General features: G+C 25.2%; 13 protein-coding genes. 9 read left to right on the forward strand and 4 right to left on the reverse strand.

Translation table 11 applies throughout. The features are described 5' to 3' along the window. Nucleotides 1-350 precede the first annotated feature (350 nt). The 6 genes from SPJ33_RS06540 to SPJ33_RS06565 all read left to right on the forward strand — a co-directional run bounded on the left by SPJ33_RS06540 (nucleotide 351) and on the right by SPJ33_RS06565 (nucleotide 8,057). Nucleotides 351-2,525: a HelD family protein gene (locus tag SPJ33_RS06540; protein WP_321117163.1), complete on the forward strand. Its 2,175-nt coding sequence runs from the start codon at nucleotides 351-353 to the stop codon at nucleotides 2,523-2,525. After that, a complete protein-coding gene (locus SPJ33_RS06545) occupies nucleotides 2,526-3,362 on the forward strand; it encodes a deoxyribonuclease IV (protein WP_321117164.1) in 837 nt (278 codons plus the stop codon). 143 nt (nucleotides 3,363-3,505) lie between these two features. Then, complete coding sequence (locus tag SPJ33_RS06550) at nucleotides 3,506-4,174, forward strand: response regulator transcription factor (protein WP_321117165.1); 669 nt, start codon at nucleotides 3,506-3,508, stop codon at nucleotides 4,172-4,174. Continuing rightward, nucleotides 4,171-5,184, forward strand: a complete 1,014-nt coding sequence (locus SPJ33_RS06555; protein ID WP_321117166.1) for a sensor histidine kinase — start codon at nucleotides 4,171-4,173, stop codon at nucleotides 5,182-5,184. Before SPJ33_RS06550 ends, SPJ33_RS06555 begins: the two co-directional genes overlap by 4 nt. Nucleotides 5,185-5,293: 109 nt before the next feature. Beyond that, complete coding sequence (locus tag SPJ33_RS06560; protein ID WP_321117167.1) at nucleotides 5,294-6,064, forward strand: ABC transporter ATP-binding protein; 771 nt, start codon at nucleotides 5,294-5,296, stop codon at nucleotides 6,062-6,064. After that, the gene (locus SPJ33_RS06565; protein ID WP_321117168.1) at nucleotides 6,054-8,057 is read left to right on the forward strand and encodes an ABC transporter permease; all 2,004 of its coding nucleotides are present in this window, start codon (nucleotides 6,054-6,056) and stop codon (nucleotides 8,055-8,057) included. The genes SPJ33_RS06560 and SPJ33_RS06565 overlap by 11 nt, the downstream gene beginning before the upstream one ends. Before the next feature lie 32 nt (nucleotides 8,058-8,089). Here the strand turns inward: SPJ33_RS06565 and SPJ33_RS06570 are convergent, their stop codons facing one another. Next, on the reverse strand, nucleotides 8,090-9,172 hold the full coding sequence (locus SPJ33_RS06570; protein ID WP_321117169.1) for an amidase domain-containing protein: 1,083 nt from the start codon (nucleotides 9,170-9,172) through the stop codon (nucleotides 8,090-8,092). Between the two features lie 30 nt (nucleotides 9,173-9,202). After that, nucleotides 9,203-10,111, reverse strand: coding sequence for a M15 family metallopeptidase (locus SPJ33_RS06575; protein ID WP_321117170.1), 909 nt, complete (start codon nucleotides 10,109-10,111; stop codon nucleotides 9,203-9,205). Nucleotides 10,112-10,288: 177 nt separating this feature from the next. Between SPJ33_RS06575 and SPJ33_RS06580 the strand changes: the two genes are divergently transcribed. After that, a complete protein-coding gene (locus SPJ33_RS06580; protein ID WP_321117171.1) occupies nucleotides 10,289-10,633 on the forward strand; it encodes a hypothetical protein in 345 nt (114 codons plus the stop codon). A 48-nt stretch (nucleotides 10,634-10,681) separates the two neighbouring features. Here SPJ33_RS06580 and SPJ33_RS06585 read toward each other — a convergent pair whose 3' ends face one another. After that, on the reverse strand, nucleotides 10,682-12,133 hold the full coding sequence (locus tag SPJ33_RS06585; protein ID WP_321117172.1) for a cation:proton antiporter: 1,452 nt from the start codon (nucleotides 12,131-12,133) through the stop codon (nucleotides 10,682-10,684). Nucleotides 12,134-12,368: 235 nt separating this feature from the next. Between SPJ33_RS06585 and SPJ33_RS06590 the strand changes: the two genes are divergently transcribed. Both SPJ33_RS06590 and SPJ33_RS06595 read left to right on the forward strand, forming a co-directional pair. Continuing rightward, a complete protein-coding gene (locus SPJ33_RS06590) occupies nucleotides 12,369-14,120 on the forward strand; it encodes an oleate hydratase (RefSeq protein ID WP_321117173.1) in 1,752 nt (583 codons plus the stop codon). Between the two features lie 71 nt (nucleotides 14,121-14,191). Then, complete coding sequence (locus SPJ33_RS06595; protein WP_321117174.1) at nucleotides 14,192-14,380, forward strand: hypothetical protein; 189 nt, start codon at nucleotides 14,192-14,194, stop codon at nucleotides 14,378-14,380. A gap of 22 nt (nucleotides 14,381-14,402) precedes the next feature. Here the strand turns inward: SPJ33_RS06595 and SPJ33_RS06600 are convergent, their stop codons facing one another. Further along, nucleotides 14,403-14,825, reverse strand: coding sequence for a hypothetical protein (locus SPJ33_RS06600; protein WP_321117175.1), 423 nt, complete (start codon nucleotides 14,823-14,825; stop codon nucleotides 14,403-14,405). Between the last annotated feature and the right edge of the window lie 437 nt (nucleotides 14,826-15,262).

Here is a 15,262-nt window from a genome sequence, read left to right on the forward strand (position 1 = left end):
TTAAAAGTATAGATTACATCAACTGCGGGTGCAGTGCCTAAGTTTTCTATATCTATAATATCTTGAAGAGGTTTTTCTGTTATTTTAAGTGATGCCTGCTTTATTAAGAATAATGAATTATCACTAGAATCTGATATATAAATATCTACTTTTACAAATATAATCTAAGCAATTTTGAAAATTAAATAAATTACTTTATTTGTAGTATATAGTATGATTTTAATAAAAAAAGTGCCTACATATTAGATTTAAAAGCATCAATAAAATTAGCACTTTTTATTTTGAAGCTTGACATATTTAATTATACAAATTAAAATTTAGGGATGTTTATATAAGGGAGAAATTTAATTATGTTAATAGGAAAAGATTATTTAGATGAAGAAAATTATTTGAAATTAACTCAAAAAACAATAAAAGAGTTGTTAGGTAAATATACTGATTTAAGTAAAGTACAGGATAAAGAAATAGTAAAGCATAGAAAATTTCTTTGGGATAATAGAAATGAATTAGATGAAATTGAAATAAATGATAATTGCAGTCAAGTTGCATTGCAAGAAAAGATGCATTCAAGAAAGATAAATAGAATAAGAACATTGGAAAGGCAACTTAGTTCACCATATTTTGCAAGATTAGATTTTAAAGAAGATGGTGGAGAAACTGAAAGCTTTTATATAGGATTATCTAGCATTGAAGATGAAGAAAATTTTGAGTTTTTAGTTTTTGATTGGAGATCACCTGTATCTACAATGTTTTATGATTTTGAAATAGGAAAGGCATTTTATGAAGCACCAGCTAGAAGAGTAAATGGAACAATTGAATTTAATAGACAATTTAATATAAAAAATGGTGAAATAGTATTTATGCATGATTCAAGTGAATCATTATGTGATGAAACATTAAGCTCAATGCTTGGAGGTAATGCTACAGATAAGATGAAAAATATCGTAGCTACTATTCAAAAAGAGCAAAATGATATAATAAGAAATGATGACAGTAAGATATTATTTATACAAGGTGCAGCAGGATCTGGAAAAACATCAATAGCACTTCATAGAGCAGCATATATATTATACAAGCATAGAAAAGAATTAAAAGCTGATAATATATTAATATTTAGTCCAAATGAAGTATTTGCAGATTATATATCTGATGTATTACCTGAACTTGGAGAAACAAATATACTTCAAACTACATTTGAAATATATTCAAAAACGTTTTTACCATCTAATTATATATATGAAACAAAAAATGAGCATTTAGATTATATATACTCGCAAAGTGGTGATGATAAAGAATTTAAGCTAAGAACTATTGGAATGGAATATAAAAACACTACAGAATTTATGGAAGTATTAAATGAATTTACTAAAGATATTCCAAGACTTCTAACTAATATAAAGCCTATAGTTATTGATGGAAAGAAAATTATAGACAAAAAATCTGTGGAAAATACATTCTTAAAAAGATTTGACAATATACCTTTTTTAAATAGAATAAGAGTTATAAAAGATAGTATATTCTCACAAGTTGAAACAAAATACCTATCAAATAATGATGATTTTGAATATGTAGAGGATAAAAAGCAATTTTATGATTATTGCAAAGAACAAGTTGAGCTTCAAATAGATTCTATGATAGAAACTTTAAATAATGTAGCAATATATAAAATGCTTTGGGAAAATATATCTAGATATACAGACAAAAATTTAGATGATATAAAAGAACTTACATTAAAATATATAAATTATGGTGAAGTAAAATATGAAGATATAACACCTATTATATATATAAGAGCAGCTATGGAGGGCTTTAGAAATTATAGCAGAGTAAAGCATATACTTATTGATGAAGCACAAGATTATAGCCCATTATTTTATGAAATAATAAAAAGATCATTTAAAGATGCATCAATTACAATTATGGGTGATCTTAATCAAAGAATAGATAAACATTCTAATGTTAAAAATAAAGATAGAATAATAAATGTATTTGACAATGTAACAAAAGCAATTTTAACAAAAAGCTATCGTTCAACATTTAATATAACAAGCTTTACTAAGGAATTATTAGATACTCATGAACCTATTGAAGCTGTTGAAAGAAGAGGAGAAAACCCTAAGATTCATATATTAAAAGATGGATTAGAAGATAAGGTTTTAAAGCTTATAAATGAGATGAGAGATAAAGAATATAAGTCAATAGCTCTTATTTGCAAAAATAAATCTAAATCAGAAGAAATCTATAATAGTCTTAAAGAAAAAGATGATTCTATAAATTTAATAGATGATGAAAAAGCAGAGTTTAAGATAGGGGTAAATATAATACCTTCATATTTAGCTAAAGGTCTAGAATTTGATGGAGTTATTGTTATTGATGGGGAAAATTATTTTGGGGAGAATGATAAAAACTTATTTTACACAGTTTGTACAAGAGCACTACATGAATTACATGTATTAGCAAACAAGGATATAAAAGAATTTTTACCTAAGGATAAAAGTTTATATACGGTATTGGAGGAAAAGTAGATGTTAAACATAGGATGTCACTTATCAACAACTAAGGGATTTGAAAATATGGGAAAAGAAGCTCTAGAAATTGGAGCTAATACATTTCAATTTTTTACACGTAACCCTAGAGGGGGAAAAGCTAAGAAAATAGATGAAAAAGATGTTAAAGCACTTTTAAAATTAATGGAAGAAAATAATTTTTCTAAAATATTAGCACATGCACCATATACTTTAAATGCATGTTCAGCAGATGAAAGAACTAGAGAATTTGCATTAGAAATGATGGCAGATGATTTAGAAAGAATGGAGTATTTTCCAAATAATTTATATAATTTCCATCCAGGAAGTCATGTTAAGCAAGGTGTAGAAGTTGGAATAGATTATATAGCAAGTATGTTAAATAAGGTTATAAAGAAAGAACAAACAACAACTGTACTTTTAGAAACTATGGCTGGAAAAGGAACAGAAGTTGGTAGATCATTTGAAGAGATAAGGGAAATAATCGATAAAGTAGAATTAAAAGATCATATCGGAGTATGCCTTGATACATGTCATGTTTTTGATGCTGGATATGATATAGTTAATGATTTAGATGGAGTTTTAGATGAATTTGATAGAGTAATTGGTTTAGATAGATTAAAAGCAATTCACTTAAATGATAGTAAGAATATTTGTGGAAGTCATAAGGATAGACATGAAAAAATTGGTGAAGGAAATATTGGGCTTGAAGCTATTAAAAAAATAATCAATCATCCTAAATTGCGTCATTTACCATTTTTCTTAGAAACACCTAATGAGCTTAGTGGATATAAAAAAGAAATAGAATTATTAAGAAGTGCATATACTGAAGAATAGTAAAAAAGCTACTCAAATATTTTTGAGTAGCTTTTTGTGCTTTGGAGAATTTAAAACTAAAATAAAAACTTATATGTATATTTTGTTATAATGATATAGAAATTATACCTATTTTAAATTTACTCTAGGAAAGGTCAGGTTATATGAATAATAAAATATTTATAATAGAAGATGAAGAAAAGATAAAGGCAGAACTTAGTACATTTTTAGAAAGATACGGATACAAGACAAAGACTGTAGAAGATTTTGAAAATGTTGTTTGTGAGGCATTAGATTATAATGCAACGCTAATACTATTAGATATAAATCTTCCATATTATGATGGTTATTATATATGTAAAGAGATAAGGAAAAAGAGTAATGTTCCTATAATAATAGTTACAAGTAGAGATAGTGAAATTGATGAACTTATGAGCATGAATTTAGGTGCAGATGATTTTATAACTAAGCCATATAATACACAGATTTTACTTGCAAGAATAACTTCAATTATAAGAAGAACTTATAGTAAAGATATTGAATTATTTGAATATAGAAATTTAAAATATAATTTATCTCAAAGTGAAGCAGAATTTAATGGGAAAAAGATAGAATTAACTAAAAATGAAAGCAAGATTTTATATGTATTTATGAAAAATAAGCAAAAGATAGTTTCAAGAGATAAAATAATGAAAGAATTATGGCAGTCAGATGAGTTTGTAGATGATAATACGTTAACTGTAAATATAAATAGATTAAGAAAGAAATTAGAAGAGATTGGAGCTATTAATTACTTGCAAACAAAAAGAGGGCAAGGATACATATTAATATGAGTATAATAGAATTTTTAAGAGAAAGAATAGTATTTTTAATAATAAATATCTTAATATTAATATTTACAGGCGTTTTATTAAAAAGCTTAGGAATAGACTCATATCCAATAATTTTTATATTATTTATAAATATTATTGGGATATTAATATTTCATATTTATGATTATATAAAAAGAAGAAATTATTATAAAGAGGTCTTAAATAATCTAGATGCATTAGATAAAAAGTATTTAATTTCTGAAGTTATAGAAGAACCTAATTTTATAGATGGAAAGGTACTATATAACATAATTGAGCAAACTGATAAATCTATGAATGATGAAATTTCAAAATTGAAGCTTAATATAAGCCAATATAAAGAATATATAGAACTTTGGGTTCATGAAGTAAAAACTCCAATAGCAGCGTGTAAGTTATTAATAGAAAATAATGATTCGCCAGTAACAGAAAGTATAGGGGAAGAGATTTGCAGAGTTGAGGATTACATAGAACAGGCTTTATTTTATGCGAGAAGTAATGTGATGGAGAAAGATTATATCATAAAAAAATTAAACTTAGTTAATTGTATAAATAATTCAGTAAAGAAAAATTTAGATCAATTAATAGCAAATAAAATAAAAATCAATATATCTGATGTTGATGAGATAGTTTATTCAGATTCTAAATGGCTTGAGTTTATATTAAATCAAATAATATCAAATTCTATTAAGTACAGAAAAACAACTAATAGTGAAATTAAGTTTTATGCAAAAAAGGATAATAAAAATATAATCTTAACCATAGAAGACAATGGTATAGGGATGGATGAAAAAGATGTTTTAAAAGCATTTGATAAAGGATATACTGGCTCAAATGGAAGAAAGTTCACTAAATCAACGGGGATTGGTTTATATCTTTGTAAAAAATTATGTGAAAAACTTGGCCTTAAAATAAAGTTAGAATCAACTTTAGATGAAGGAACAAAGGTATCTATATTATTTCCAATTAATAATATTATGCTATTTGATTAAGATTAGATGTTATGTGACAAGTTTGTAAGGTTTCTGTTAGTTTATATTATGGATACATTTTTATATATAAATTAAAATAAGTTCATAGAAAAGATTTTGGAGGATGATTATGAACGAAGAAGTATTAAAGGTTAGTAATATAGAAAAATATTACGGAAGAAATGGAAATGTTACAAAAGCAATAGATAATATAAGTTTTTCAGTAGAAGAAGGAGAGTTTATTGGAATCATGGGACCATCAGGTTCTGGTAAAACAACTCTTTTAAATTGTATATCAACTATAGATAAAGCAACAAGTGGAAAGATATTTGTTGCAGGTGATGATATAACAAGATTAAATTCTAAGAAAATATCTAAGTTTAGACGTGAAAAGTTAGGATTTATATTTCAAGATTTTAATCTTTTAGATACTTTAACTGTATATGAAAATATAGCATTAGCTTTAAGTATTTTAAGAGTAAAGAGTAGTGAAATAGATAAAAGAGTTACGGATATTGCAAAAAGATTAAATATAGAAGAGATTTTAAAAAAATTCCCTTGGGAGATATCAGGTGGACAAAAGCAAAGAGTGGCGGCTGCAAGAGCAATAGTTACAAATCCTAAGATTATATTAGCTGATGAACCAACAGGTGCTTTAGATTCAAAGTCTTCAAAAGCACTTTTAGAAAGCTTAAACGATTTAAATAGAGATTTAAATGCAACAATACTTATGGTTACTCATGATGCATTTACAGCAAGTTATGCAAAGAGAATATTGTTTATAAAAGACGGTAAAATATTCAATGAACTTGTTCGTGGAAATGATACAAGAAAAGAGTTTTTTGCAAGAATTCTTGAAGTTATAGCACTTCTTGGAGGTGACTCTTCTGATGTATTCTAAGTTAGCCTTAAAAAATTTAGTAAGAAGTCTAAAAGAATATACAATATACTTTTTTACACTTGTGTTTGCTATATGTGTATTTTATACATTTAATTCAATTAAATCACAAAGTATAATGATGGATTTTAATCAATCACAATCAGCATCTTTTGAGTTAATACAAAATGTTATGAGTATAGCTTCAATATTTGTAGCATTTATTTTAGGATTTTTGATTGTGTATGCTAATAATTACTTAATAAAAAGAAGAAAAAAAGAATTTGGTATATACATGACACTTGGTATGGAAAAAAGCGAATTATCTAGGATAGTGTTTATAGAAACATTATTTATAGGAGTTATATCATTAGTTATTGGACTTTTAATAGGAATTTTAGCATCGCAAGGATTATCTATATTAACAGCTAAGATGTTTAAAGTAAATCTTATAAGATTTAGATTTATATTTTCTTATAGTGCATTTTTAAAAACAATAATTTGTTTCGGGATAATTTATATAGTAGTATTACTTTTTAATTCAATCATAATAAATAAGGTGAAATTAATAGATTTATTAATGGCTTCAAAAAAGAGTGAAAAGTTAAGAATTAAAAACACTTGGGTATCTGTAATAATATTTATAATTAGTATTTGTATGATAGGATTTGCGTATAATAAGATCTTACATGATGGAATTGCTAAATTACAATTTAATAATTTAGCTATTGTAGTTTTATCAGGTTCTATAGGAACATTCTTGTTTTTCTTTTCAATATCAGGATTTTTCCTAAAAATAATACAAAGCAATAAAAGATTATATTTAAGAGATTTAAATATGTTTGTATTTAGACAAATAAACAGTAAGATAAATACTGTATTTATTTCTATGACATTTATATGTTTAATGTTATTTGTGGCTATATGCACATTTTCAGGTGGACTTGGAATAAATACAGCTCTTAATGCAGATATTAAAGATTTAACACAATTTGATGCAACATTTTTTTATACTTCTGGGAAAGTTAATATAATTGATTCATTAAATAAAAATGGAATAGATATTAAAAAATATTCAAATCAATATGTAGAATATGGAGTTTTTAATAGTGGAGTTAGATATAATGATTTTTTAACTAAAGAAGGAATTAAAAAAGGAAATTCTTATTATCCAATTAATACAAATGAAGAAATTCAAGTAATTAAACTTTCAAAGTTTAATGATATTATGAAAATGCTAGGAAAAGAGAGTGTTAAGCTAGATAAAAATAACTATATGGTCTTTGGTGATATAAAGGATATGATAGGAAGTCTTCAAGAATCAGTAAATCAAAATAAAGTTATAACTATTAATAACAATAAACTTATACCAGCTCATACAAAGGTATTAGATGTAACTATTTATAATCAAATGATAAAGAACAATATATGCACATTTATAGTAAATGATTCTGTGTTAGATAACTTAAAACCAAGATATGAATTTTTAAATGTTAATTTAAAAAATAATTCAGAAGGTTCTCAAAAACAACTTGAAGAGAAGGGAAATGGTATATTTAATATTAAAGGATATAATATGGGTATATATACAAAGAATGATTTATTAGAAGCAAATGTAAGTAAGGGAGTTATGATAGCTTATTTAGGAATATATATAGGTATTGTATTCTTAATAACATCTGCAGCAATATTAGCACTTCAACAATTATGTGATTCAACAGATAATATGGAAAGATATAAATTACTTAGAAAATTAGGTGTTGATGATAAAATAATTAATAAATCAATATTAATTCAAACAGGAATATATTTCTTAGTTCCATTATCACTTGCTTTAGTTCATTCAATTGTTGGGCTTAAAATTTCATCTGATATAGTATCTATACTTGGTAATGCAGGTATATTTAAAGAAATCATTATTACATTTATAATACTTTTAATAGTATATGGAGGATACTTTGTACTTACTTATACATCAATAAAAAGAATGGTTAGAGAAAGATTAAATACTAAATAGAGAAAAAACCACTCATAATTATGAGTGGTTTTTTAATAATTCATCCTTACTAACCAGAATTTCATATTTTTATCGCTCCATCCTAAATCCCATGGAACATCATTTCTATCTGTATTGTGGCAAGTTACTAAAGAATAACCTTTAGAATCTGCACCAGTAACCATAGATATATGAGTTATATCACCTTTTTTTTCATATGCTATAAAATCACCAGGTAAAAGTTTATAAGAAGCTTTATATACTTGTTCATAATTACCTCTAGCAAGAACATAAGCACGACCACTTCCTATCATATAATGGGTAAATTTATCAGCATTTATCCAAGGACCAGTAGCACTACCTTTATCATAATTCCAAACAGAATTTTTCTTAAACTTTCCACCTTCATGTAATATTTGAGATGCAAAGTTTGCGCAATCTCCACCTTCGCAATTAAAATCTCTATAATTTTTATTATATTCATATCCATATTCTTTTGAAGTTGCAGCACCACAATAAGCATTAGCATAGGAAATTGCAGATTTTCTTCTATCATTTATATCTGAAAAATCTCTTGCTGTTTGAGAATTTATGTATTCTTTTATTTTATCAATTTTAATATCTTCAAGCTTTAATGAATCAGCAAATGGATCAGTATACCATTCTTTTGTGATTATCCATTTATTATCTTTTTTATTTAAGTTAATTGAATGATAAGTTCCTATTCTAGATGTATTTACTACTTCAGGATTATCCTCATAAACATATTTGTATTCAGTGTTACATAACACATAAAAATAACATGAATTATCAGAAATTTTAGCTTTTCTAAATACTAGATTTGGAGTTATATCAGTAAATTTAATTCCTTGTTTTTTTGCCCAGTTATCTATATATTTAACTTTTTTTTCTTCATATTCATATGCCCATTGACCATATTTTGTATTAGTATCATATAAAGATTTTATAGAATCTAAGTCTTTAGTTAATACTGACTTGCTTTTATATAAAAATATGTTACTAACAAAATTTTTCATTATGCTATCTGGGCTTTCATCATATGCAAAAGCTTTAAAAGGTAATAGCATATTTGTAAATAAGCAAATTAAACTTAATATAAATGCTTTAAAGCGCATAAATGTTTTACTCCTTTCCTTTAAATTTTATTATAGATTTTCATCAATTAGTTTTATATAATTTTGTGTATTTTCATCATCTAAAGGTGCACCATCAAACCAATTTGAAGAATTTTTATTATCTGAAAAGTATTTAGCCTTTAGAATAATTTCAGGTCTATATTCAAAATGCAGTATATCAAAATGACTCCATTTTCCACCCCAAACAAAATTATTTTTTTCAAATGCTTCAACTAATTCAGTAGGATATTCTAAAATTCTACTAGTTCCTTTTTCTTTAGAGCTCCATTTCCAGTAATCTCTTGGGTCGCTTTTTAAATCAATAGCAATACCAAATGAGTGTGGGCTAAGTCTTCCAGTACCTGATATAACTCTGTAGTTATAAGTACCACTTGCAGGATATAATATAGCACCTATATCATTTCTAGATTTAGATAATGGCATGACTTCTTTTAAAGCATTTTCTAATGAAGTATTAGCATAATTTTTACTGTTAAATTGATAATTAGTATAACCATATTTTAATGCAGATAGATTTTTTTCAATTTGAGACCTAGAACCTCCATATACTTCAGTTAATAAATCATAATTTCTAGCCCTACCTGGATCAAAATCTGTATCCATAACAGCATTATTTTTTGTAAGTGGGTAATATTGTTCCATCATATCTTGTATATCAGGGTTATTTAATTTTTCAGCGTGACTTTTTTCTTTTTTATCGTCATATAAAATCTTTTTACCAGATTTCATGATTATATATACGTTGCCATTAGAATCTTTTTCTACATTTTTTACGTATTCTGGATAAGCAAGCATTAATGATAATATATCTCTTTTCATCTCTTTTATATAATCTTCATTAGTAGCTGCTTTTACTTTTATAGAAAAATTTGAAACAATGAAAAATAATAATATAAATATCTTAAAAAATTTTTTCATAACTAATACCTGCTTTCTAAATCATATTAGATATAGTTTATCCTACGAATTATTCTATTATGTAATTTAGAAGATAAGTGAATTATGGAAGGAAATACAGTAAAAATATTTGCTTTTTTATAAAAGAATAAAATGTTAATATATAAATATAAATTTTAGAAAGAGGTTTTAAAATATATGAGCTTAGTTATGATATATGAAGAATATAATATTATAAATAAAGATTTTTTAGAGTTTGCAAATAAGATAGCAGAAGAAAGCTTAGAAAATTATAGTGATGAAAAATTAGAAAAGCTTAAAGAATATAAAGAAAAGTTTGAAGAAATAATGGAAAAGAGTAGTGAATTAGTTGTTTCAGAGGAAAATGAAATTAATTTAAATGACTTAAGATATTTAGTTTTAGATAGTTTATTTCTTGCAGCAGACCTTTCAAACTTTTACCATTATAAAGAAGTTGAAAGATTTAAGATGAGAATAGCTAATTATATAAATAAAAGAAGAAGAGCTGAATTTGGAATTTAGTTAAAAATAAAAATACTCAGTAATTAAATATTACTGAGTATTTTTATTTTAGTCTGGAAGCGATAAATTACAGACAGTTAACATATTAATAGTATCTTCAACAGCATGACGTACACCAGCTACTATTACTAAGTCATTTTCCTTAAATACTGTATCTGCAGTAGGCATTATTTCTTCATCATCTCTAACAATTGAGAAAACTCTAGAACCAACTGGTAATTTAGCTTCTTTTAAAGATTTACCAATATACCATTCATTGCTTATAACAAATTCTCTTATTATTATCTTTTCTTCTTCTGCAACTTGTTGAACTGTATTTTTATCTTCAACTATTAATTTTTCAAAAAGTATAGGGAATAGAATGCAAGATATAACAGTTGTAACAACAAAGGCAGAGTAATCAGAACTATTAATATATCCTAAATTTTCAGCCATTTGAGCTCCAATTATTGCTAAGCTAAGTTGTGCTGTTAATAACATTGAAGAAGCTAATGAATTTCTCATTCCATACTTTTTCTTTAACAATAAGCAAGGTATAAGCTTAACTAAGAAGAAAATAATTAAAAGTACAGGTATCTTCGCTATAGAGCTTGGATTTTTAATTATAGAATTTAAATCTATATTTACACCTATCATGATAAAGAATATTGGTATTAAAAATCCATAACCAATAACATCTAATTGATGAGATATTTCTTCTTTTGCTTTTCCAACAAGTAATGAAAAGATTATTCCGGCTAAAAATGATCCAAGAACAATTTCAGAACCAACTTTTTGAGAAATTGCAACTAGCACTAATACAAGTGCAAATGCACCTCTAACACTTAAATGTAAATTTTTAAATGCTACTGCTGAAAAATCATTTATCTTAAATAAAATTTTAGATAAGATATATAAAATAAATGCAGCTCCAAATATTATTAAGAATGTAAAACTTTTAAGTGATAGGCCATATGTAGTTACTGATGCTATAAAGCTTATTCCAATTAAGGCTACGAATTCGCCGATTAATCCAAAAATTAATAAAGTTTGACCAAAATCACTATTTAGAATATGTTTTGCTTTTAATATTGGAACAAGTAATGCTGGTGCTGCAGCAGTAAATAATAATGCGAAAAATAATGTTCCGCTATGTATTCCTATAAATTTTAACGATAAGGATAATATTAATGATGCTATAAGAGATAAGATAAACATTTTTATACTTAAAAATATTTTTGAATCAAGTAAAGATTCATCATCTTTTAATTTTAGATCATCAAAGCTAATTTCAAGGCCACTTAAAAACATCAGATAAGCAAGACCTAGATTTGATAAAAATACAATCCAAACATCAGGTTTTATTATATTTAAGAAGCTTTTGCCTAAGATAAGTCCTATAAATATTTCTCCAACTTGATAGGGGATTTTAATTTTTTTTAATTTTGCTACTAAAAATGGAGTAAAGAAAGCTACTACGGCCAAAATTAGTAGAGAATCATAATTTAAAGTTTCTTCCATTTAAAATTCCTTCTCTTTCCTTAAGATTATAAAATATATTGTAAATAATGTTATATTATTTATCAAGTTAAATAGATTTATTAGATAAACAATAAGTTCATAATTAAAGATGAAAAAATAAATATTAATAGAAATTTTTAATAAATAAAGAAAAATTAAATAATATAGGATGTTATTGGAGTATAATATAATTAGTATGGTAGAGTACATTAAAATAAAGAGTTAGGTGAGTTTTATGAGAGAAGATAAGGATAATAAATTAAAAATGAAAATTAATAAAAAATTAAATAAAAGTAATAAAAATGCTTTAATTGCTTTAGGGATAGTAGCAGGGGCTACAGCTATTGCAGCTGTTGCTTCAAAAAAAATTAAATCTAATAAAGTTCTAAATGAATCTCTTAGTGTAGATGAAAAAAATGGTCAAGTTTATTTTGTTGGTGGAGGACTAGCTTCTTTAGCAGGAGCTTTATACCTTATTAGAGATTGTGATTTTGATGGGGAAAATATTCATATTTTTGAAGAAAAAAGTTTATTAGGTGGTAGCAATGATTTTATGGGAGATTCAGAAAATGGTTTTATATGTTATGGAGATAGAATGTTAAATGAAGAAACTTATGAAAACTTGTGGCAACTATTTTCAAGCATACCATCTTTAGAAAAGCCAAGTATGAGTGTAACTGAAGAAATATTTAATTTTGATCATTTACATCCAACACATGCACAAGCTCGTTTAATTGATAAATATGGGTTGATATTAGATTCTCATAGTATGGGCTTTAATCATTCTGATCGTTTAGCACTTGAAAAATTATTTATAGCTTCTGAGGAAGAATTAGGAGATATGACTATAGCAGAATGGTTTACACCACACTTTTTTGAAACTAATTTTTGGTATATGTATCAAACAACATTTGCATTTAAAAAATATTCTAGCCTTAAAGTATTTAGACGTTATATAAATCGTATGATTTTAGAGTTTCCTAGAATAGATACATTAGAAGGAGTTACACAAACTCCATATAATGAGTATGAATCATTAATTCTACCACTTAAAACTTATTTAAATGCTTATGGAGTTAATTTTTACACAAATTCTACAGTAATAGATTTAGATTTTAAAGATACAGATGAAATCACAGTAAAATCTATTGATGTAAAACAAGATGAAGAAGAAAAGACTATTGAATTAAATGATGGTGACGTATGTATAATGACAAATGGATGTGTGACTGATAATGCAAGTTTAGGAGATTTAAATAAAGCGCCTATATTTAATAAAGAATATCCAGTTTCAGCAAGTCTTTGGAGAAATATAGTAGGTAAAAAATCAGGACTTGGTAATCCAGAAATATTCTTTAATGATACAGAAAAAACAAATTTAGAAAGCTTTACTGTAACATGCAAAGGAAATAAAATACTAAAAATCATAGAAGAAATTACAGGTAATATACCAGGAAGTGGAGGGTTAATGACATTTAAAGATTCAAATTGGATGATTAGCATTAATGTCTTTGCACAACCTCACTTTAAAGATCAACCACTTGATGTAACAACTTTCTGGGGATATGGATTATATACAGATAAGCTTGGTAATTATGTAAAAAAACCAATGCGTGATTGCACAGGGAAAGAAATATTACAAGAACTTTTATATCATTTGCATCTAGAAAATGAAATTGATGAACTTATGGATACTGTTATAAATGTAATACCATGCATGATGCCATATGTTAATTCAGTATTTGAACCTCATAAGGAAGAGGATCTTCCAAAGGTTATACCAGATAGATCAACAAATTTTGCAATTATAGGTCAATTTGTTGAAATTCCAGAAGATATAGTATTTACTGAAGAGTATTCAGTGCGTTCAGCAAGAACTGCAATATATAACTTGTTTAATGTAAAGAATAAGAAGATTTGCAAAGTTACTGAATATAAGAAAAAAGCAAAAGTCATAAAAAATGCTTTAAAAGCTTTATATAGATAAATAAAATGTATTAAAAGTATCTTTAGCTTATGTTATAATAAAAATTATTATATAAGTGGAGGGTATATATAATGTTTACTGATGAAGAACTTTTAGTAATTCAAGATGCACTTAAAATTGCAGATGAAGAATATATAAAATTAATCGATTCAAATAAGAATAATAAATCTAGATTAGTCGCTTTTAATAGAAAGCAAAAGAAACTTTGGTTAGTTCAAAATAAATTAAAAAAGATTATGGCAGAGAAAAATAAAAAGTAGAAGCGTGTTTGCTTCTACTTTTTTATGTTCTTACACGAAACTCATGAGAACATCTTTTGCAAGTTACGATTACGTGTTTTCTTAGTCTAGGTAATCTTAATTTTTGCTTGCAATTAGGACAAGAAACTATCTTAAATTTAGTCTTTTGATTTAATTTATATTTAAGTGTATCAAATAATACTCCAAAATTATTTAAGTTTATTCTAGGTAAATTATAAGGTAGGCTTTTTCCAAACTTACTTAGAATTTTATTTATATAATTAGTAAATTTATTTAATTCATTTGTTCTTTTATAAATATTTTTAGAAAAAGTTCTATAAATAACTAAAAGCAATAATAAAAATCCTAACATACTAGTATGACGATTCATATTTAAAAAACTACTTATTATGATTAAAAATATTGATAATACATCAATCCCATACGCACCATAAAATATATTCATATAGTCACCCCTTAAATTTATTATAAGTATTTTAACATAATATATTATATTTGGTAAGCTTAATATAGCAAATTACAAATAAGATAAAAATAAAGGATTAAAATAATTATAATGATAAAAATTAGTATAATACTAAGAATAAAATAAAGATAAATTAAATTTGTATAAGAAAATGCTATGCATGATGATTTAATTGATAGAATGGAAAAAATAGATTACTTATAATTTGACAAAAAGGATGGCAAAGATAAAATATTTCATGTAACAGTTGCATCAAAAAAATTAAGACCAATATATAATGATGTATGGAATTATGTTGTTAAATACCCTTGTAATTTGAAATGTAAGTATTTTTAAGTGGGAAAATAATAATTGGAAGTTATATAAAGAATTTAATGTTTATTCTATATTAAATAACTTCATATAGATAAATTAGA

Origin of the sequence: Clostridium sp. (assembly GCF_034179595.1) — a bacterium.
GTDB lineage: Bacteria > Bacillota > Clostridia > Clostridiales > Clostridiaceae > Clostridium.

Bases quoted from the DNA above. Each gene is read 5' to 3' on its own strand.
- SPJ33_RS06540 (WP_321117163.1), top strand. From the start codon at position 351: ATGTTAATAGGAAAAGATTATTTAGATGAAGAAAATTATTTGAAATTA.
- SPJ33_RS06545 (WP_321117164.1), top strand. From the start codon at position 2,526: ATGTTAAACATAGGATGTCACTTATCAACAACTAAGGGATTTGAAAAT.
- SPJ33_RS06550 (WP_321117165.1), top strand. From the start codon at position 3,506: ATGAATAATAAAATATTTATAATAGAAGATGAAGAAAAGATAAAGGCA.
- SPJ33_RS06555 (WP_321117166.1), top strand. From the start codon at position 4,171: ATGAGTATAATAGAATTTTTAAGAGAAAGAATAGTATTTTTAATAATA.
- SPJ33_RS06560 (WP_321117167.1), top strand. From the start codon at position 5,294: ATGAACGAAGAAGTATTAAAGGTTAGTAATATAGAAAAATATTACGGA.
- SPJ33_RS06565 (WP_321117168.1), top strand. From the start codon at position 6,054: ATGTATTCTAAGTTAGCCTTAAAAAATTTAGTAAGAAGTCTAAAAGAA.
- SPJ33_RS06570 (WP_321117169.1), bottom strand. From the start codon at position 9,172: ATGCGCTTTAAAGCATTTATATTAAGTTTAATTTGCTTATTTACAAAT.
- SPJ33_RS06575 (WP_321117170.1), bottom strand. From the start codon at position 10,111: ATGAAAAAATTTTTTAAGATATTTATATTATTATTTTTCATTGTTTCA.
- SPJ33_RS06580 (WP_321117171.1), top strand. From the start codon at position 10,289: ATGAGCTTAGTTATGATATATGAAGAATATAATATTATAAATAAAGAT.
- SPJ33_RS06585 (WP_321117172.1), bottom strand. From the start codon at position 12,133: ATGGAAGAAACTTTAAATTATGATTCTCTACTAATTTTGGCCGTAGTA.
- SPJ33_RS06590 (WP_321117173.1), top strand. From the start codon at position 12,369: ATGAGAGAAGATAAGGATAATAAATTAAAAATGAAAATTAATAAAAAA.
- SPJ33_RS06595 (WP_321117174.1), top strand. From the start codon at position 14,192: ATGTTTACTGATGAAGAACTTTTAGTAATTCAAGATGCACTTAAAATT.
- SPJ33_RS06600 (WP_321117175.1), bottom strand. From the start codon at position 14,825: ATGAATATATTTTATGGTGCGTATGGGATTGATGTATTATCAATATTT.